Genomic DNA, 19,779 nt, shown 5'->3' on the forward strand with positions numbered 1-19,779 from the left:
CCGCGAGGGCCAGCCGATCGCGAGCAACCGGCAAACCGAGCGCAGCCGGCACACCGCGCGCAGCCGGCTAGACCGCTGGGGCCAGCACGATCTCGGCGCGGGCGCGGCCGTCGCTCTCCGAGACGATCGCCAGGACCTGCCCGGCGGGGTCGAACACGGCGTACGGGCCGTCGATGCCCACGGCCGTGAGCGGACCGCCGTGGCTGAGCACCCGGGCCTCGTCGGCCGTGGCCGTGCGCTGCGGGAACGCCTGCCGGGCCGCCTCCGCGAGTGGCAGACCGACGACGTCCGGGGCCTTTTGCTCGAGCTGTTCCAGCGTCACGGCCTCGGCCAAGGTCATTTCCCCCACCGCCGTACGCCGCAGCGCCGTCAAGTGCCCGCCCACGCCGAGCGCGGTGCCGAGATCACGTGCGATCGCCCGGATGTACGTGCCGGACGAGCAGGTCACCTCGACGTCCACGTCCACGAGGTCGCCGCTGTGCCGGATGTCGAGGATGTCCAGCGCGTAGACCGTCACCCGGCGTGCGGGGAGGTCGACCGTTTCGCCGTCGCGTACGCGCTTGTAAGCCCTCTGGCCATTGATCTTGATGGCGCTCACGGCACTCGGCACCTGGTCGATCTCGCCGGTCTGACGTGCCAGGCCGTCGCGGATCGCCTGATCGGTGACCGCGGACGCCGACGCCGACGCGGTGACCTCGCCCTCCGCGTCGTCGGTGATCGTGGACTGGCCGAGCCGGATCGTCGCCGAATAGCTCTTGCGGGCACCGATGACGTACGTGAGGAGGCGTGTCGCCCGGTTGACGCCGATGATCAGCACCCCGGTGGCCATCGGGTCGAGGGTGCCGCCGTGGCCGACGCGCCGCGTCTTGGCCAGCCGCCGAATCCGTGCGACCACGTCATGCGAGGTCATCCCCGCGGGCTTGTCCACCACGATCAGTCCGTCCGCGCTCACCCGCATACCTTAGGTGTCGTCAGCGGACCGCCCCGACAACGGCCCAGCGTCCGTTGCGCCACCGCACCACGATCGTCACGAACCGCAACAGGATGAACAGCCCCAGCCCCGCCCAGACGCCGCCGAGGCCGAGCTCCAGCCCGTACGCCAGCCAGATCATCGGCAGGAAGCCGAGCAGAGCCGCCAGCAGCGTGGCGTTGCGCAGGAACCGGACGTCGCCGGCCCCGATGAGCACGCCGTCGAGCGCGTAGACGATTCCGGCGAACGGCAGCAACCCGATGAACCACGGCCACACGATCGCGGCCTGCTCGTGCACCCCCTGATCAGGCGTGAACCACCCCGGGATCCGGTCGTGCCCGGCGGTCGCCAGCAGCGCGAACACGATCGCGGCCAGGCCACCGGCGATCGTCACGCGACGGGCGACATCCCGCGCGGCACCGGCGTCACCCGCGCCCAGCGCCGCCCCGACCAGCGACTGCGCGGCGATCGCCACGGCGTCGAGGGCGAGCGCGCTGAAGAACCAGAGCTGCAGCGCGATCTGGTGGGCACCGACCGCCTCGGCCCCGAACCGGGACGCCACCGCGGTCGCCGACAGGAAGCACGCTTGGAAGGCGGCACCGCGGATCAGCAGGTCACGGCCCAGTCGCAGCTGATCGACGATGACCTGCGGGCTCGGCCTCAGTGCGTGTGTCTCGCGGATGAGGGCGTACAGGAAGAGGCCCCCGGAAACGGACTGCGCGACCACGTTGGCCACCGCGGATCCGTGCAGGCCCCAGCCCACCGGGTAGACGAGGATCGGGCAGAGGATCGCGGAGAGGACGTTCGCGCCGAGCACGAAGATCAGCGGCCGCCTGGTGTCCTGCACGCCGCGCATCCAGCCGTTTCCCGCCGCCGCGAGCAGGAGGCCGGGCGCCCCGAGCGCCGCGATCTTGAGCCAGCCCGCCGCGGCGTCCGCGGTTGCCGGGTCCCCAGCGAGCAGCCCGGCGAGGGGCCGGGCGAAAAACTGCGCCAAGATCGCCAGCAGTACGCCTGTGCTCAGCGCGAGCCACGACGCCTGCACCCCTTCGGCGACGGCGGACTGACGGTCCCCGGCCCCGAAGCGGCGCGCGGCCCGTCCCGTCGTCCCGTAGGCCATGAGCGTCCCGAGCCAGGCCGCCACCGACATGACGGTTCCGCTGACCGCGATGGCCGCGAGCGGGATGCGCCCGAGGTGCCCGACGACGGCGGTGTCGACGAGGACGTAGAGGGGCTCGGCCGCAAGCACGACCAGCGCCGGCAGCGCCAGCCGAGCAATCCGCCCAGCCGAAGCGGGAGATCGCGGCGGTGGCGCGGATGCGGGGTGGGTGGCCGGCAGCGCTGGCTCGGCAGCAGCGGGCTCAGTCGCCGCCGCCGACATGCGTGCTGGCGCGACTTCCGCCGACGCCGATGTCGGCGCGGGCTCGGCACCCGATGCCGACGCGAGCCGGTCGAGGGGCTCAGGCGTCGTCGGGTCGAGCGGGCCGGAAGGGCGCACGGGCCGGGCAGGCGGGCTCATGGTTACCCATGATGCCCGCCCAGCCGTAAGGAGTTCAATGCGAGTGAGTGCTTACGCACCTACTGACGCGTGTCCATCGAGGTCTGCAGCGCGCGGCGCGCCTGCTCACGCTCTTCGTCGTTGGTCTGAGGCTTCGGCTTGGCAGCCATGATCGTGGTCCCTCCACGGTGGGTGTCGGGCGCGGCGCGACGGCACACGCCCAGGATCGGTCGAGCGAGGCGTCACAGGGCCGATCCGGGATCACCGGACACGTGGCGGGTGACGCGGCCCGGGTGGGTGGACCCGGGTGGCTCGAGGCTCCGCTTGCGGGCAGTGGTCGCCGACCCGAGCAGAACCAAATCACCGTTCAGGACCCAAAACTATCGTTCAGGTCCGCTGCGTGGGGCACCGTTCCCACAAACCGGGACACCGGGTACGTCACATCGCCGTTTCCCACCCCATCGAGCGACACGACCGCGCAACGCGACTGTGGGCACCCGCGACGGCCCCAGCGCCGAGGCCCCCCACACCCCAGACCGCACGGCGCGACTGTGGGAACCCACGACGCCCCCAGCGCACAGGCTCCCCACACCCCAGACCACACAACGCGACTGTGGGAACCCACGACGCCCCCAGCGCATAGGCTCCCCACACCCCAGACCCGGCACCTCGATCGCGGGGAGCCACGACAGCCCGAGCGTCCGAAATCCCCACACGCTGAAGGTCGACTCGATCCGGGGGGGTCGGGCGAAACCACCGACGCAACGGGTCGGCGGCGAAGTTACGTAAGGTTCGCGTCCAGCAGGTCTCGCACGGCCTTGACGATCTCCTCAGGGGTCCCGTGCCCGGTGAACCCCGCCGCCAGCCGATGACCGCCACCGCCCAGGGCCACCGCCACCGCGCTGACGTCCACCGCACCCTTCGAGCGCAGCGACACCGCCCACTCCGACGGGCCCGTCTCCTTCACCACCACCGCCACGTCGGCCTCGGCCACGCTGCGGATCGGGTCGATGAGGGTGTCCAGCACGTACGGCCTCTGCTCGTAGCGCTCCAGGTCACTCAGCGTGGCGTACGTCCACACCATGCCGCGACCACCGGCGGCCGTGCGGTCGAGCTGCGCCCGGCCCAGCACCTCGCCCGCGAGTTTCATCGCCCCGAAGGGACGCGTGTCGAAGATGCGCCGCGAGATGTCGGCCGGGCTGATCCCGGTCGCGATCAAGCGCGCGGCCAGCTCATGCACGGCCGGCGTGGTCAGATCGAACTTGAACGATCCGGTGTCGGTGGCCAGCGCGACATACAGGCATTCCGCGATCTCGGCGTCCAGCGGCACCCCGAGACGGTCCAGCAGGCTCGACGCCACCACCGATGTCGCCGCCGCGCGCGCGTCCACCAGGTTGATCCGGCCGAACCGGGTGTTCGACGCGTGGTGATCGAGCACCACCGAGAAGCCCTCGACGGCGAGCGGCGCCAGCGCGCCCAGGCGCGACTCCGCGGCGACGTCGAAAATCAGGATCAAACGCGCTTCCCGGTACGCCTCGACGGCCGGCACGAGCATGTCGAGGCCGGGCAGCGCCTGGTACGGCACCGGGACCTCGAACTGGCCGGGAAAGGTCGCGCGCACCCGGGTGAAGCCCAGCCGCCGCAGCCCCAGCCCGAAGCCGAGCATGCTGCCCAGGGCGTCGCCGTCCGGGTTGACGTGGCAGATCAGCTGGATCTCGTCGCCGGGAGCGAGGCCGCGCACCGCATCGGCGGCCGCGGCCCACTCCGCAACGCTTACTCGATGGGAGACAGCGGTCACCCGAGATCCTCGCGGGCGCCTACCCGTTCGGCGTCGTCCTCGTCGTCCTCGTCCTCGGACTTGTACGGGTCGGCGTCGCCGGCGTACTGCTTGCCGGCCGCGAGACGCTGCACCTCGGCGTCGCGGTCGCGCGCCTCGGCCAGCAGGTCGTCGATCTCCTTGGCGTGGTCGAGCACGTTGTCGAGCACGAACGTCAGGCTCGGCGAGTGGCGCAGGCCCAGCGCGTGACCGACCCGGCTGCGCAGCATGCCTTTCGCGCTCTCCAGGGCGGTCTTGGTGCCGGTCTGTTCATTCGCGTCGCCGAGGACCGTGTAGTAGACGGTGGCCTCGCGGAGATCTCCGGTGATCCGGGCGTCCGTGATGGTGACCATGCCGAGCCGGGGATCTTTGATCTCTCGTACCAGCGATGCCACCAGTTCCCGTACGCGCTCCGCATGCCGACGCGTCTTGGCCGGGTCTGACATGTCGCCCACCTCCGACATAGATCCCGCGGGTCCGAACTACCCCCGCCCAACTGCTGAAGCGTACCCAGGTCGTGTTGCGGTCGAACGCCCCGCTCACTCGTCGTCGTCGCCGTACAACCGTCGTTTCACCGACAGCAACTCGATCTCGGGCCGGCCCGCCACCTGGTTCTCGCAGGTGTCGATGACGGCCCGCACCTGAGCCGCCTCGGCGGCGACGATCGCGACGCCGATCAGCGCCCGCCCGTACAGATCGTGAAAGCCCACCTCGGCGGCGCTGACCTCGAATTTCTTTAGCATCGCGAGGATCGGGCGGACGTAGGAACGCTTCTGCTTCAGCGTGCGCGAGTCGCCGGGCAGCAGCAGGTCGAACACAGCGGTTTCGGTAAACATCGGGAGCAGATTACTGCCGGGGTACGACAGTTTTCAGCTCAGTTTCCGCGCCACCAGGACGTCGCGTTCGATGCCTTGGTCGACACGGTGCGCGAGCGGCTCGTACGGGATGATCTCGAGGCCGTTCGCCAGCAGGATGTCCTCGGCCAGCTCCCGCCGCGCGACCTTCACGTTCCAGGACAGTCCGAGCGCGCCACCCGGACGCACCAGCGGCAGCCACTCCGGCATCGCCCGTTCGAGGAGGTCGAGAGGGCTCCGTGACAGCCCGCCGTGCTCGTCGTGGCTGCCGTGCGCGACCCCGTACGGGAGATCGGCCACCAGGACGTCGGCCACCCCGCCGCGCAGCAGCCCATCCAGCTGGGTGGTGTCCGCCTGCAGCACCGTGACCTTCTGCACCGCGCCCGCCTTGTGGTCGTCCTTGCTGGCGGCGAGCGTGACCTCCAGGCGCCGCGCGGCCCGCCGGCCTTGCCGCCGCACCGGCACGAGGTCGGCGGTGTGCTTGAGACGCTTGCGCTTCAACCAGGTCTGCAAGAAGCTTTTGTACGCCTCCACGTCCTTCCCGTCGATCTCCACCCCGACCGCGTCGTAGCCGTACATCAGCGCCTGGTTGAGCGTGGTCCCGCGCCCGCAGATCGGGTCGAGGACGGTGACGTGCCCGTCGAGCATCCGCCCCGCCGACGCGGAGGCCAGCAGCGTGAGGTTGAGCAGCAGCTTGGTGAACTGCTCATTCGTCTTGCCCGCATACTTCGGGATCGTGATCAGGTCACTGTCGTAGCGCGCGAGCGGCCTGAGCTCGACGGGCCGCAGCAGCTCGCCGGCCATCTCGAAGAGCGCGTACGCCGCGGAAAGGTTGGAGAGGTACGCGATGTCCCGTTCGGTCAGGCTTCCGCTGAACCCGAGGTACGTCACGGCCCCGAGCGACATTTCCGAAATATCCGAAATGTCTGCGGAGAGGACGGGCTGGAAGGCGGCGAGCTCGGCCAGCGAGAGGCGAGCGGCCTGATCGGCATAAACGCGATTGGCGGAGGGAGCTAAGAGCAGGGCGTACCGGGGCATGCCGCATATCCTCCCAGCCCGCCTGCCACGCCTCGGGTGTGGGGACAGCCCGGCCGACCCCGGGTGTGGGGAACTGAGCTGGCGGACGATGCCTGAAGACGGAACGGCCCCCGGCGCTCAATGCGCCGGGGGCCGTAAACCGTCGAACCTAGACGCGCGGCTTCTCGCGCATCTCGAAGGTCTCGATCACGTCGCCCACCGCCGGCGTGCCGAAGCCCGCCAGCGTCAGACCACACTCGAAGCCCTCGCGGACCTCGGTCGCGTCGTCCTTGAAGCGACGCAGCGAGCTGATCGTGACGTTCTCCGCCACCACGACGCCGTCCCGCAGGATGCGCGCCTTGGCGTTGCGCCGGATGAGGCCGGTGCGGACCAGACAACCCGCGATGAGACCGATCTTGGACGAGCGGAAGACCTCGCGGATCTCCGCCGTGCCCAGCTCGACCTCTTCGTACTCGGGCTTGAGCAGGCCCTTGAGCGCCGCCTCGATCTCCTCGATGGCCTGGTAGATGACGCTGTAGTAGCGGATCTCCACGTTGGCCCGGTCGGCCATCTCCTTGACCTTGTTCGAGGCCCGGACGTTGAAGCCGATGATCGTGGCGGTCGCGTCGGACGACGCGGACGCCAGGTTCACGTCGCTCTCGGTGATCGCACCGACGCCGCGGTGGATGACCTTGAGCTGGATCTCGTCCGGAATCTCGATCTTGAACAGCGCGTCCTCGAGGGCCTCGACCGAACCCGAGCTGTCACCCTTGATGACCAGCGTGAGCGAAGTCTTCTCGCCCTCCTTGAGCTGCTCCATGAGCGTCTCGAGAGTGGCCTTGCCCTGCGAGTTGGCGAAGCTCGCCGCACGACGGCGTGCCTGCCGCTGCTCGGCGATCTGCCGCACGGTCCGGTCGTCCTCGCCGGCCAGGAACGTGTCGCCCGCGCCCGGCACCGAGGTCAGACCGAGCACCAGAACCGGCCGGGCCGGCAGCGCCTCGGCCACCTGGTTGCCGTTCTCGTCGAGCATGGCGCGGACGCGGCCGTGCGCGCCGCCCGCCACGATCGAGTCGCCAGCCCGCAGCGTGCCCTTCTGCACCAGCACCGTCGCGACCGCACCGCGGCCCTTGTCGAGGTGTGACTCGACGACGGCACCCTGCGCCGAACCGTCCACCGGGGCGGTCAGCGTCAGCGACGCGTCGGCGGTCAGCAGGACGGCCTCGAGCAGGTCGTCGATGCCGATGCCGGGCTTGGCCGCCACGTTGACGAACATCGTGTCGCCGCCGTACTCCTCGGCGAGCAGCCCGTAGTCGGCCAGCTGCTGGCGGACCTTCTCCGGGTTGGCGTCCGGCTTGTCGACCTTGTTGACCGCGACCACGATCGGGACCTCGGCGGCCTTGGCGTGGTTGAGCGCCTCGACCGTCTGCGGCATGACGCCGTCGTCGGCCGCGACCACCAGGATGACGATGTCGGTCACCTGGGCACCACGGGCACGCATGGCGGTGAACGCCTCGTGACCCGGGGTGTCCAGGAAGGTGATCGCCCGGTCGACGCCCTCGTGCTCGTACCGCACCTGGTAGGCGCCGATGTGCTGGGTGATGCCACCCGCCTCGCCGGCGACCACGTTGGTCTTGCGGATCGCGTCGAGCAGCTTCGTCTTACCGTGGTCGACGTGACCCATCACGGTCACCACCGGCGGGCGGCTGACCAGACGGTCCTCGGCAACCGCGGCGTCGAGGTCGATGTTGAACTGCGCGAGCAGCTCACGGTCCTCGTCCTCGGGGCTGACGATCTGCACGTCGAAGCCCAGGTGCTCACCGAGCAGCAGCAACGTGTCGTCGGAGACCGACTGCGTCGCCGTCACCATCTCGCCCAGGTTGAACATCTCCTGGACCAGCGAGCCGGGGTTCGCGTTGATCTTGTCGGCGAAGTCGGAGAGCGACGCGCCACGGGACAGCCGGATGACCTGGCCGTTACCGCGGGGCGCGCCCGAGCTCATCGCCGGAGCCGACAGGTTGTCGAACTCTTGACGACGCTGCTTCTTCGACTTGCGGCCACGGGTCGGCCGGCCACCGGGACGCCCGAAGGCACCCGCGGCACCGCTGCCACGGCCACGACCGCCGCCGCCACCGGGACGACCCGGCGCTCCGACGGGACCACCGGTACCGCCGCCGCCACCGGGACCACCACGGTAGCCACCGCCACCGCCGCCACCACCGGGACCGCCGCGGTAACCGCCACCGCCGCCGGCACCGCCACCAGCGCCGCCGCCACGGTAGCCACCGCCACCGCCGGCACCGCCACCAGCGCCGCCGCCACGGTAGCCACCGCCACCGCCGCCACCACCGGGGCCGCCACGGCCTCCGCCGGGACCGCCACCGGGACGACCGGGACCGCCGCCCGGACCGCCACCGGGACGACCGGGGCGCTGCGCGGGCATCGAGGCGGGACTGGGCCGCGGCGGCATCGAGGCAGGGCTCGGCCGCGGCGGCATGCCCGCCTGGTTGGGACGAGGCATCGACGACGGCGAGGGCCGCTGGCCACCACCGCCGGAGACGCCGAACGGGTTGTTGCCGGGACCACGCGACGGCGGACGCGGCGCGCCACCGGCCGGGCCGGGACGCGGACCGCTGGGCGTGCTCGGCGGCGCGTTACGGCCGGCCGCCGGGGAACCCGGACGCGGCGGAACAGCACCCGGTCCGGGACGCGGACCGGAAGCCGGACCGCGAGTGGCCGGGGCGGCACCGTCGGCCGGGGGCTGCTGAGCGCGACGCTCGGCATCCCGGGTGCGGGCGGCCTGTGCGGCCTTGACCGCGGCCTCCTGCTCGGCCTTCAGTGCCGAGGCGCGAGCCTCGGCGGCTGCGACCTCGATGTCGTGGGCGCTGGCCGGCTTGGCGACCGGGCCGGGCGTGGGGCCGGGCCGGTTGGGGGCCGGCTTGGGCCGGGCGAACTGACCGGGCGACGGGGCCGGCGAGGTGGGCGCGCTGGGCGCACCACCCGAGGGGCCGGGCCGGCGCGGCGGCTGGGGACGCACGGCGGGCGGAGCCGGTCGAGCGGCCGCGGGCGTCGCGGCGGCCGCGCTGGGCGCGGACGGGGCGGGCGCTGCCGCGGGGGCGTTGCCGGCCTCGAGGGCGCCGCGCAGCCGTCGGGCCACCGGGGCCTCGACCGTGCTGGACGCGGACTTGACGAACTCGCCCATCTCCTTGAGCTTGGCGAGAACGGTCTTGCTGTCGACCCCGAGCTCCTTCGCGAGCTCGTGTACGCGGGCCTTTCCTGGCACTGCACTCCTCACTTCGAGGTCGTGCGAGCGCACCCGCAACGACCTCACTCGTGCACTAGAAGCCTGTTCATTTCAGGGACTTCATCGTGTGCTCATCTGGGTCGTCCTACCTTGCTGGGTCGTGACGGGGCATCGGAGCCTCGTCATCGGTCGTTCCGCGCGGCTTTACGACCGTACGGATGTGCTCGGCCAGCAGCCCGGTGTCAGCAACACCGGAGAGGCGCAACGCCCGCCCGAAGGCACGGCGTCGCTCCGCCAGCGCGAAGCAGGCCGGATCAGGATGCAGGTGCGCTCCCCGGCCCGGCAGTCGGCGGCTCGGATCGGGCAGAAGCCTAAGGTCCCCGCCCGCAACGAACCGAATCAACTCGGAGGCCGGCGCGCGTAAGCGGCAACCGACACACATCCGCATGGGAGCGTGCGTCGGGCCGACCATCACAAAGTCTACTCCTCGTGCGTCGGTGGCGCTTATCCGGTCAGCTTCCCGCCTCGGCCGCATCACGGTCCGAACGGTCCGTAACGCCGGCGGGCTCATTATCGGGACGAATGTCGATACGCCACCCGGTCAGGCGGGCGGCAAGGCGGGCGTTCTGCCCTTCCCGGCCGATCGCCAGGGACAGCTGGAAGTCCGGAACGGTCACCCGCGCGGTGCGGGTGCCGGCGTCCACGACCTCGACACGCAGGGCCTTCGCCGGCGAGAGGGCATTTCCGACGAACTGCGCGGGATCCTCCGAGTAATCGATGATGTCGATCTTCTCGCCGTGCAGCTCGCTCATCACCGCCCGGACCCGCTGGCCCATCGGGCCGATACAGGCGCCCTTGGCGTTCACGCCAGGCACCGTCGAGTGGACCGCGATCTTGGTACGGTGACCTGCCTCACGCGCGATGGCGGCGATCTCCACGGTCCCGTCCGCGATCTCCGGCACCTCGAGGGCGAACAGCTTTTTCACCAGCGCCGGGTGCGAGCGCGACAGGGTGACCTGCGGGCCGCGGAAGCCCTTGGCGACGTGCACCACGATGGCCCGGATCCGGGCGCCGTGCTCGTACGACTCCCCGGGCACCTGCTCGGACTGCGGGAGAACGGCCTCGATCTTGCCGAGGTCGACGATCACGATGCCCTTCTCAGCCCGCGCCGCGTCCGCCTGCACGATGCCGGTGACCAGGTCACCGTCGCGCCCGGCGTACTCACCGAAGTGCTGCTCGTCGGTCGCCTCCCGCAGCCGCTGCAGGATGACCTGCTTGGCGGTCATGGCGGCGATCCGGCCGAAGTCGTGCGGAGTGTCGTCCCACTCCCGTACCACCGTGCCGTCGGCGTCGAGTTCCTGCGCCAGCACCGAGGCCACGCCGGTCTTCCGGTCGATCTCCACGCGCGCGTGGTTCTGCGCGCCCTCGGTATGCCGGTAGGCCGTCAGCAGCGCGGTCTCGATCGCCGCGAGGATCGTCTCGAACGGGATCTCCCGCTCGCGCTCCAGGGCGCGCAGCGCCGCGAGGTCGATATTCATGCCCCGCCCTCCCCTTCGTGGTCGTCGTCGTCCAGTTCGTCGTCCTCGTCGCCGAAATCGGCCTCGTCCATCCGCTTGAACTCGATCTGCACCTTGCCGGGACCGAGCTCACCGAACGTCAGGGACCGCGGCGTGCCATCCACGTCGAGGACGACACCGTCGTCGTCGACGTCGATGACCCGGCCGGTCAGACCGTTCACCGTGACCAGACGGGTACGGTTGCGCCGCCAATGCCGTGGCTGGGTCAGCGGCCGGTCCACGCCCGGCGAACCGACCTCCAGCTGGTACTCCCCGGGGAGCACCTCGTCGCCGTTCTCCTCAGCTTCGTCGAGCGCCGTGGAGATCTCCCGGGAGACCACGGCCACGTCGTCCAGGTTGATGCCCCCGTCGGTGTCCACCAGCACGCGGACCACGAACCGGCGGCCGGCCCGCGAGACGCCGACCTCCTCCAGGTCGTAGCCCACCTCGGTCACCACGGGCTCGATGACGGAGCGGACACGGGCCCGGGCCGCCACCAGGTCGATGCGAGGCGCGGCGGGAACCCGCGGCTCTTGGCTCGAACCCGGGCGGTGGGCAGGTCGGCCACCGGCACGACCACGCTGCGTCATCGAACTGGACCTTTCTTGAGATTTCTTTGCAAACGACTCTATGCCGCCGGGCTAAAGCCCCGCGGCTGACGCAGAGCGTAACGCGCGGACTGCGGGGTCGCTCCACCGCCGCACCGATCGAGCCCGCCGTGCGCCAATAGTGTGTACTGGCCCGGTGCGGATGAGTGGTCTGGGACACAGTCGCCGGCGATTACTGGTGGTGTCGGGAGCGGGATTCGGTGCCGCGGCACTGACCGGCTGCGCGCTCTTCGGCGGCGATCCGGAGCCGCCCAAGGCCCCCGACCCGCTGCAACCGCTGCTGGACGAGGCCGTCGCGCTCGCCGCGGCGTACGACCGGGTGACGGTGACCCAGCCCGGCCTGTCCGGACGCCTCGCCCCGCTCGCCGACGATCACCGCGCGCACGCCGCCGAACTCGCCCGGGTGATCGGCGCGGCCTTGCCCTCCGCCCCGGCGCCGGGCGGCAGCGAGCCGGCCGCGAGCCAGGCGAACGCCGCGGTCACCGACCTGCGCAAGGCCGAGCAGGCCGCCCAGAAGACCGCGACCGCCGCCTGCCGCCAGGCGCCCGGCGAACGCGTCGCGCTGGTCGGCTCGATCGCCGCCTGCCGGGCCACCCACGTCGAGGCGCTGCGATGAACGAACAACTCACGGCAGCGTTGGCCGCGGAGGAGGCGGCGATCTACGCGTACGGGGTCATCGGGGTGAATTTCGACAGCGACGGCGACCGGACCGAAGCGCGCTCCGCCGAGCAGGCCCACCGGCAGCGCCGCGACTACCTCGTCACCACCCTGACCGACCCGCCCGCGTCCCCCGCCGGGTACGAGCTGCCGTTCCCGGTCACCGACCGTGCCGACGCCCTCCGGCTGGCCATCCAGGTCGAGGACGGCGTGGCGCAGGCGTGGCGGCCGGTCCTGCCGGTCACCACGAACGCCGACCGCGGCACCGCACTCGCCGCGATGGTCGACGCCGCGGTCCGCGCCACCCGCTGGCGCCGATCAGCCGGCGTCACCCCGGTGACACTCCCGTTCCCAGGGCGGCCGCAAAGCTAGCAAGGGCGGCCGCCGAGCTATCAAGGGCGGCCGCGGAGCTAGGCGGCGGCGATCAACACCCCTATCCCGTACGTGGCCGCGGCCGCCAGCCCGCCCAGCGCGAGCTGCCGCAACCCGCTCACCGGCCAGGGCCGCGCCGTGAACCGCCCGACGACGGCGCCCGCCACGAACAGCCCGACCCCGCCGACGGCCAGCGCCAGCCACAGACTGTCCGCCCCGGCCAGATAGCTGATCAGCGGAATCAGCGCGCCCACCGCGAAGCACACGAACGACGACCAGGCCGCCACCCACGGGCTCGGCAGCTCGTCCGGCACCACGCCCAGCTCTTCCTGGGCGTGCACCCGCAGCGCCTGCTCCGGATCGGCCTTGAGCACGTCGGCCACCTGCCGGGCCAGCTCGACCGGCAGCCCGCGGGCGGTCCACGTCGCGACCAGCTCGGCGGCCTCCCCCTCCGGGTTGACGGTCAGCTCGTGGCGTTCCTTGGCCAGCTCGGCCGCGACCTGCGCGTTCTGGGTGCTGACGCTGGTGTACTCGCCGATGCCCATGGAGATCGCGCCGGCCACCAGCCCGGCCACCCCGCTGAGGATCAGCGTGTGCCGGTCGACCCCGCCGCCGCCCACCCCGGCGATCAGCGCGATGTTGGTGACCAGCCCGTCCATCGCGCCGAAGGTGGCGGCTCGCAGCCAGCCGCCGGAGACATCCGCGTGGTGATGCTCGTTGACCGTCACGGGAGGGTAAGGATCTCGCTCCCGTCCTCGGTCACCACCAAGGTGTGCTCGAACTGGGCGGTCCATTCGCGGTCCTTGGTGACCACGGTCCAGCCGTCCTTCCAGACCTCGTACTCGTACGTGCCGAGGGTGATCATGGGCTCGATCGTGAAGGTCATCCCGACCTCCATGATCGTGTCGAGCCGCGGGTTGTCGTAGTGCGGGATGTAGAGCCCGGAGTGGAACGTCTCGGCGATGCCGTGCCCGGTGAAGTCGCGGACCACGCCATAACCGAAGCGCCGCGCGTACGCCTCGATGACCCGCCCGATCGCGTTGATGGGCCGGCCCGGCGCCACCGCCCGGATGCCCCGCATCATCGCCTCGTGGGTGCGCTCGACCAGCAGCCGGGCCTCCTCGCTGACGTCGCCGACCAGGAACGTCGCGTCGGTGTCGCCGTGCACCCCGTTCAGGTAGGCGGTGACGTCGACGTTGATGATGTCGCCGTCCGCCAGCACCGTCGAGTCCGGGATGCCGTGGCAGATCACCTCGTTCAGCGAGGTGCAGCACGACTTCGGGAAGCCCTTGTAGCCCAGGGTCGACGGGTACGCCCCGTGGTCGAGCAGGAACTCGTGAACCACCTTGTCGATCTCGTCGGTGGTCACGCCCGGCTTGCAGTGCTCGCCCGCCAGCTGGGTCGCCTGCGCCGCGATCCGCCCGGCGATCCGCATCTTCTCGATGGTCTCGGCGGTCTGCACGTGCGAGCCGCGCCACTCTTTCGGGCGCTTCTTGCCGACGTACTCGGGGCGGACGATCTGCGCCGGGACCGCCCGAGCGGGCGATTGCTTTCCCGGTGCCAGGGGGGCACGAACGGTCATAGCCCCAGCCTATCGCCGTGCGGCGACGCGACCGCCGGGGTGGCCCACGACGTCATAACGGCTCTGCCGCCCTTGATGCCCGGTTCTTGCCGCACCTCAACCCCTGTGTAATCGTGTTGACGTGGATCAAGAGGGGCCGGACCCGAACTTCTCGGCAACCGGGGTGGTGGCCGACGATCGCGTCGTCGTGACGGTGACCGGTGAGGTCGACATGTCCACGGCCGAGGCCATGTTCGTGGCCTCGACCAAGGTCCCTGTCTCAGCCGCCACTCTGGACCTGCGCGCGGTCACCTTCTTCGACTCCGCGGCGATCCACGCGCTGCTGCGGCTCGCCGAGCGTTACGGCGCCGAGCTGACCGTCCTGCCGTCCCCGCAGGTCCGCCGGGTCCTGGAGATCTCCGGGCTGTCCACCCAGCCCTGGCTGAGCGACTAGCGGGACAACAATCGCCGCAACGTCACCACGGTGCCGTCCTCGGCACGCGCCACCGACAGCTCCGCAAGCGCCCCGATCAACGCCAGCCCACGCCCCCGGAACCCGGCGGACGACGAGGGCCGCCAATGCCCGGTGTCGCGCACGCTGACCACCACGGCGTCCTCGTCCAGCGACGCCTCGACCGTGATCGACGCCTCGGCCGGGTCGACCGGGTGCTCGATCGCGTTCGCGGCCGCCTCGGACACCGCCACCGTGAGGTCGAACACGTCGTTCTCCGGCACCCCGTTGCTGACCAGGAAGTCCTGCAGCCGGCGGCGCAGCACGCTCAGCCGGGTCGGCTCGGCGGGCAGCCGCAGCACGAACTCGCGCGGCTCGGTGACCTGCAGCGCGAGCAGCGCGATGTCGTCCCGGCGGGGCCGCCGCGCCGCCTTCGCCAGCAACGTGTCCAGCAGGTCCTCGATGTGGTCCATCGGCTTGGACACGTCCGCGGTCAGCTCGGTGAGACCGGTGTCGATGCCGGTACGGCGGTCCTCCACCAGGCCGTCGGTGAACAGCAGCAACCGGCTGCCCGGCGCCAGTTCGCCGGCCCGCGTCGGATACTCGGCCTCGGCCAGCGCGCCGACCGGCGGACCGAGCGCGGCCGAGTACAGGAACGTGCCCATCCCGCCCGGCTCGACCACGATCGGCGGCGGGTGCCCGGCCGACGAGTAGTGCAGCTCGCGGGTGCGCGGATCGAAGCGCACGCACACCACCGTCGCGAACTGCTGCCGCCCGAGGTTGTCCACCAGCCGGTTCAGCCGGGTCAGCGCCTCGCCACAGTCAAAACCCTCCAAGATGTACGCCCGCAGCGCGTTCCGTAGCTGGCCCATGCCCGCCGCGGCCTGCACGCCCTTGCCGACCACGTCCCCGATCACCAGATAGAGCTGGTCGTCCGGGGAGAGGATCACGTCGTACCAGTCGCCGCCGACCTCGGCCTCGCTGCTGCCCGGCAGATAGCGACCGGCCACGATCGCGCCGGGGACCCGGGGCAGCGACTGCGGCAGCAGGCTGTGCTGCAGCGTGCTGGCGATGCGGTGCTCGGCCTCGTAGAGCCGCGCGTTCTCCAGGCGCAGCCCGATCAGACGGGCGAGCTGGATCAGCACCGCGGGCTCCGGCGGCCCGTGCTGCCCGTCCCAGACCCGCAGCTCGCCGACCGTGGCGCCGGACGTGTCGGGCAGCGGCATCACGACGTCCGGGGTGGCCGACGGCTCGGCGCCGCCGTCCACTTCGGCGCGCGCCCCGGGCGCGGTGACCACCACCCGGCCGGCCGAGGTCATCGCGAGCACGTGCCGGGCCGCGACGTCGAGCACCTCGCCGGTGGTGCGCACGGTGCTGACCGCGGCGGCCGCGTCGACCAGGCCGCGCAGCCGGGCGATGGTCTGCCGGCGGGCCTGGCCGAGGTCGAGGTTGGCGCGGACCCGGGCGATCAGGTCGCGCGACGAGAACGGCTTGATCAGATAGTCGTCGGCGCCCGCGGTCAGGCCCTCGATCGAGGCCTCCTCGCCGGCCCGGGCGGACAGCACGACGATCGGCACGTCCCGCGTGCGGTCGTCGGCGCGCAGCGCGGCGATCAGGCCGAAGCCGTCCAGGCGCGGCATCATCACGTCGGTCAGCACCAGGTCGAAATGCTGCTCCCGGGCCAGGTCCAGGGCGTCCCGGCCGTCCACCGCGGTGGTCACGTCCCACTGCGGGCGCAACAGCCGGGCCACGTGGTCGCGCAGATCGGCGTTGTCGTCGACGAGCAGGATCCGGCCCCGGTGCCCGGCCGTGACCGGCACCGCGAGGGCCGGGCTGTCGCCCCAGTGCTCGGCCTCGGCCACCCACAGGCGGGCGTCGACCTCCGGGACGACGGGCCCGGCCGCCTCGATGATCCGCTCGGACGGCAGATGTCCGGTGCCGAACGGGATGCGCACCGTGAAGACGCTGCCGTGGTCCACCTCGCTGTCCAGATCCACCGAGCCGCCGTGCAGTTCGGCGAGCTCGCGGACCAGCGCCAGGCCGATCCCGGTGCCTTCGTGGCTGCGCGACCAGGCGCCGGCGACGCGGTGGAAACGGTCGAAGAGACGCTCCCGCTCCTGCACCGGGACGCCGGCGCCGGTGTCGGTGACGGTGAGGACCGCGTTGCCGTTCTCGGCGAAGATCCGCATCGTGATCCGGCCGGTGCGGGTGAACTTGACCGCGTTGGAGAGCAGGTTGAAGACGATCTTCTCCCACATCTCCCGGTCCACGTACACCGGCGCGGGCAGCGGCGGCGTCTCGACCACGAGTTCCAGACCGGCGCGTTCGGCCGCGGCGCGGAAGGCACTGGCCAGCCGCGCGGTGTAGTCGGCGAGGTCGGTGGGCCGGTACGCGGGGTGCAGGCGGCCGGACTCCATCCGGGAGAAGTCGAGGACCGTGTTGACCAGCTTGAGCAGGCGCAGCCCGTTGTTGTGCACGGGACGCAACCGATCACGCAGGTCGCTCGGCAGCGCGGGGTCGTCGAGCAGGTCCTCCACCGGACCGAGGATCAGCGTCAGCGGCGTACGGAATTCGTGGCTGACGTTGGAGAAGAAGTTGGTCTTGGCCTGATTCAGCGCGGCGAGCGCGGCGGCCCGCGAGCGTTCCTGGTCGTACGCCTGCTGGTTGGCCACCGCCCGGGAGATCTGCGCGGCCGCGAGTTCCAGGAAGTCGCGGTAGCCGCCGCCGAGCGCGAGATAGCGGCTCACCCCGAGCACCAGCGCGCCGACCGTGCTCACCCCGACGCCGATCGGAAAGATCAGGGCCTCCGGCGCGGCGGCGGACGGCGGATCGGTCACCTCGCGCAGCGCCACCCGGCCGGGCCGCCCGCTGCGGATCACCTCGCGGGCCGCCGCCGGAGCGGCCTCCTCGTCCAGGTACAGCGCCGCGTACGGCACGTCCGCCGTGTTCTCGCCCAGCACCGCGTGCGTCTCGGCCACCAGGGCGTCCTGGTCGACCGAGTCGGCCAGCCGCGAGCCCAGCGCGCTCAGCGTGCCCACCCGGCGTTCGCCGAGCACCCGCCCGGTGGTGTCGGTGACGATGCACAGGATGCCGCCGACCTCGCCGGAAGCGTCCCGGATCGGGTCGTACGAGATGTCGAAGTACGCCTCTTCGAGGAAGCCGTGCCGGGTCAGCATGAACGGGAAGTCGGCGGCCCAGAACGCCTCGTCGTCGGCGCGCACGCCGTCGAACAGCTCCTGCAGCACGCCCCACGTCTCGTTCCACATCTCGCGGCCGGGACGGCCCAGGTGCGCGGGGTGCTTGCTGCCCAGGGCCCGGATGTACGCGTCGTTGTAGAGCGCGCAGTACTCCGGCCCCCAGAACAGGACGATCTGGGCGCGCGAGGCCAGCATGGTCGCGACCGCCTGGCCCAACTCGGGCGGCCAGCCGGCGGGCGGCCCCATCGGCGTGGCGTCCCAGTCGAGCTCGCGCATCCGGCGGCCCATCTCGCCGCCGCGGTCGAACGCGGTGCTCAGCTGGGCCGGAAGGACGCCTGAGCCCATCGGTCCTCCCCGCGGTTCAACCGGCCGGCGACAGCGCGACCGGTCCGGTTGTGCACGGTAACACCGTGCGCATCGCCTTTCAGCGTTCCTCCCTCGCCGGGGTCACGCGTTACGCCGCCAGCCGGGCCCGCTGCAGCCCGGCACGATCCATGGCGGCCGCCACGAGACCCTGGAACAGCCGCAGGTCAGCGGTGCGCTCGGGGTGCCATTGCACACCGATCACAAAGTCTCGGGTCGGATCTTCCAGCACCTCGGGAACCCGGTCGTCGGGACACCAGCCGGTGACCGTGAACGCTCCCGGATCATCGACCGCCTGGTGGTGGAAGGAGTTCACCGTCAGGTGCGCGCCCAGCAGCGCCCGGGCCATCGATCCGGGCCGGGTCACCACGTCGTGCCGGCCGTAGGACGCGGCGCCGGCGGCGAGCGGGTCGGTGCCCGCGGCGCCGCGATGCCGATCGTTGCCGACCACGTCGGGCAGGTGCTGGTGCAGCGAGCCGCCGCCGGCGACGGCCAGCACCTGCATGCCCCGGCACACCCCGAGGATCGGCAGACCGGCGTCCAGCGCGGCGCGCACGAGCAGGAACTCGGACTCGTCGCGGGCCCGGTCGGTGCTGGTCTCCGGATGCGCGGGCGCTCCCCAGCGTTCCGGGTCGACGTCGCCGCCGCCGCTGAGGAGCAGGCCGTCCAGGGACTCGATCACGTCGACGTCCGGGTCGTCCGGGGTGATCAGCACCGCGCGTCCGCCCACCGCGTGCACGGCCTTCACGTACGTCATCGGCAGCATGCCCGCCATGAGCTCGTTGGAGGCGTATCGAACCTGCTGGGCATAGGCGGTCATGCCGATCAAGGGCCTGCGCATTGCGGTGGATCTCCTCTCTAACGCGCCGCCTCGACGAGTGCGCCGAAGAGCCGCTTGTCGCGTGTCACTTCTGGATGCCACTGGACACCGAGCGCAAACCTCTTCGACGGATCTTCCACCGCTTCGGGGAGGCCGTCGTCGCTCTGCCCGGTCACCTTCAGCGTGCCCGCGTCGGCCACGCCCTGGTGGTGGTAGCACCGGATGCCCGGGTCGTCGCCGATCAGCGCGGCGATCCGGCTGCCCGGGGTGAGCCGCGCCTCGAGCCGGCCGTAGACAGCGGGCGCCGGGCGGTGCCGTTCGTGCCCGAGCACGTCCGGCAGATGCTGGTGCAACCGGCCGCCGGCCGCGACCGCCATCACCTGCATCCCCCGGCACACGCCGAGCACCGGAAAGTCCTGCGCCAGCGCCGCGCGGGCCAGGTCCAGCTCGGCGACGTCGCGATCGTGGGCGGAGTCGGTCAGTGGCTCCCGATCCGCGCCGTACAGCGAGGGGTCGATATCGGCGCCGCCGGCCAGCACCAATCCGTCGAGCGCGCGCAACACGTCGGTGTCGGTGTCGTCCGGCGGAAGCAATACCGCCCGGCCGCCCGCCTCGGTTACCGCGGCCACATAGTCGTACGGCAGCAACGCGGTGGAAATGTCGTGCCAGACACCCCAGGTGGCGGGGAGCACATATGAGGTGATGCCGATTATGGGACGCATGAGGAAAACCTAATTCCATGGGTGTGCGGCGTCACCCGCCCGCGGTGGCGCCGCGCCCAAAGGCCCATCTGTCCCACCC

At 71.5% G+C, this 19,779-nt stretch carries 18 protein-coding genes; 3 read left to right on the top strand and 15 right to left on the bottom strand.

Annotation, left to right across the window (positions count from 1 at the left end; all coding sequences use genetic code 11):
* Positions 1-67: 67 nt before the first annotated feature.
* The 10 genes from truB to rimP form a co-directional block, all read right to left on the bottom strand.
* Positions 68-952 (bottom strand): tRNA pseudouridine(55) synthase TruB, encoded by an 885-nt coding sequence (gene truB / locus HH310_RS14965; RefSeq protein ID WP_169176150.1) that lies wholly within the window; start codon positions 950-952, stop codon positions 68-70.
* 19 nt (positions 953-971) lie between these two features.
* The gene (locus tag HH310_RS14970; protein WP_169176329.1) at positions 972-2,348 is read right to left on the bottom strand and encodes an MATE family efflux transporter; all 1,377 of its coding nucleotides are present in this window, start codon (positions 2,346-2,348) and stop codon (positions 972-974) included.
* Positions 2,349-3,246: 898 nt separating this feature from the next.
* Positions 3,247-4,263, bottom strand: a complete 1,017-nt coding sequence (locus tag HH310_RS14975) for a bifunctional oligoribonuclease/PAP phosphatase NrnA (protein WP_169176151.1) — start codon at positions 4,261-4,263, stop codon at positions 3,247-3,249.
* On the bottom strand, positions 4,260-4,727 hold the full coding sequence (rbfA, locus tag HH310_RS14980; protein WP_169176152.1) for a 30S ribosome-binding factor RbfA: 468 nt from the start codon (positions 4,725-4,727) through the stop codon (positions 4,260-4,262). The genes HH310_RS14975 and rbfA overlap by 4 nt, the downstream gene beginning before the upstream one ends.
* Before the next feature lie 93 nt (positions 4,728-4,820).
* A complete protein-coding gene (locus HH310_RS14985) occupies positions 4,821-5,117 on the bottom strand; it encodes a DUF503 domain-containing protein (protein WP_169176153.1) in 297 nt (98 codons plus the stop codon).
* A 33-nt stretch (positions 5,118-5,150) separates the two neighbouring features.
* Positions 5,151-6,173, bottom strand: coding sequence for a TRM11 family methyltransferase (locus HH310_RS14990; RefSeq protein WP_169176154.1), 1,023 nt, complete (start codon positions 6,171-6,173; stop codon positions 5,151-5,153).
* Positions 6,174-6,321: 148 nt separating this feature from the next.
* The gene (infB, locus tag HH310_RS14995) at positions 6,322-9,432 is read right to left on the bottom strand and encodes a translation initiation factor IF-2 (RefSeq protein WP_169176155.1); all 3,111 of its coding nucleotides are present in this window, start codon (positions 9,430-9,432) and stop codon (positions 6,322-6,324) included.
* 106 nt (positions 9,433-9,538) lie between these two features.
* Positions 9,539-9,964 (bottom strand): YlxR family protein, encoded by a 426-nt coding sequence (locus HH310_RS15000; protein WP_396027519.1) that lies wholly within the window; start codon positions 9,962-9,964, stop codon positions 9,539-9,541.
* Positions 9,906-10,931 carry a transcription termination factor NusA gene (gene nusA, locus HH310_RS15005; protein ID WP_169176156.1) on the bottom strand — a complete coding sequence of 342 codons (1,026 nt, stop codon included), beginning with the start codon at positions 10,929-10,931 and terminating at the stop codon, positions 9,906-9,908. Before nusA ends, HH310_RS15000 begins: the two co-directional genes overlap by 59 nt.
* Complete coding sequence (gene rimP, locus HH310_RS15010; protein WP_169176157.1) at positions 10,928-11,539, bottom strand: ribosome maturation factor RimP; 612 nt, start codon at positions 11,537-11,539, stop codon at positions 10,928-10,930. Before rimP ends, nusA begins: the two co-directional genes overlap by 4 nt.
* Before the next feature lie 160 nt (positions 11,540-11,699).
* On the opposite strand from rimP, the gene HH310_RS15015 reads away from it, so the two are divergent.
* Together HH310_RS15015 and HH310_RS15020 are read left to right on the top strand one after the other, a co-directional pair.
* Positions 11,700-12,173 carry a hypothetical protein gene (locus HH310_RS15015; protein WP_211192172.1) on the top strand — a complete coding sequence of 158 codons (474 nt, stop codon included), beginning with the start codon at positions 11,700-11,702 and terminating at the stop codon, positions 12,171-12,173.
* Entirely contained in the window at positions 12,170-12,586 is a 417-nt protein-coding gene (locus HH310_RS15020; RefSeq protein WP_169176158.1) for a ferritin-like domain-containing protein, read from the top strand. Before HH310_RS15015 ends, HH310_RS15020 begins: the two co-directional genes overlap by 4 nt.
* Positions 12,587-12,624: 38 nt before the next feature.
* Here the strand turns inward: HH310_RS15020 and HH310_RS15025 are convergent, their stop codons facing one another.
* Both HH310_RS15025 and map read right to left on the bottom strand, forming a co-directional pair.
* A complete protein-coding gene (locus HH310_RS15025; RefSeq protein WP_312034080.1) occupies positions 12,625-13,314 on the bottom strand; it encodes a VIT1/CCC1 transporter family protein in 690 nt (229 codons plus the stop codon).
* A complete protein-coding gene (map, locus tag HH310_RS15030) occupies positions 13,311-14,168 on the bottom strand; it encodes a type I methionyl aminopeptidase (protein ID WP_169176160.1) in 858 nt (285 codons plus the stop codon). The genes HH310_RS15025 and map overlap by 4 nt, the downstream gene beginning before the upstream one ends.
* A gap of 121 nt (positions 14,169-14,289) precedes the next feature.
* Between map and HH310_RS15035 the strand changes: the two genes are divergently transcribed.
* Positions 14,290-14,601, top strand: coding sequence for an STAS domain-containing protein (locus HH310_RS15035; protein WP_169176161.1), 312 nt, complete (start codon positions 14,290-14,292; stop codon positions 14,599-14,601).
* Here the strand turns inward: HH310_RS15035 and HH310_RS15040 are convergent.
* From HH310_RS15040 to HH310_RS15050, 3 genes are all read right to left on the bottom strand, one after another.
* Positions 14,598-18,140: a SpoIIE family protein phosphatase gene (locus HH310_RS15040; protein WP_169176162.1), complete on the bottom strand. Its 3,543-nt coding sequence runs from the start codon at positions 18,138-18,140 to the stop codon at positions 14,598-14,600. The genes HH310_RS15035 and HH310_RS15040 overlap by 4 nt on opposite strands.
* 109 nt (positions 18,141-18,249) lie before the next feature.
* Positions 18,250-18,999 carry a gamma-glutamyl-gamma-aminobutyrate hydrolase family protein gene (locus HH310_RS15045; RefSeq protein ID WP_169176163.1) on the bottom strand — a complete coding sequence of 250 codons (750 nt, stop codon included), beginning with the start codon at positions 18,997-18,999 and terminating at the stop codon, positions 18,250-18,252.
* 17 nt (positions 19,000-19,016) lie between these two features.
* Entirely contained in the window at positions 19,017-19,700 is a 684-nt protein-coding gene (locus HH310_RS15050) for a gamma-glutamyl-gamma-aminobutyrate hydrolase family protein (RefSeq protein WP_169176164.1), read from the bottom strand.
* Positions 19,701-19,779 lie beyond the last annotated feature (79 nt).

Origin of the sequence: Actinoplanes sp. TBRC 11911, assembly GCF_012933445.1 — a bacterium.
Lineage (GTDB): Bacteria > Actinomycetota > Actinomycetes > Mycobacteriales > Micromonosporaceae > Actinoplanes.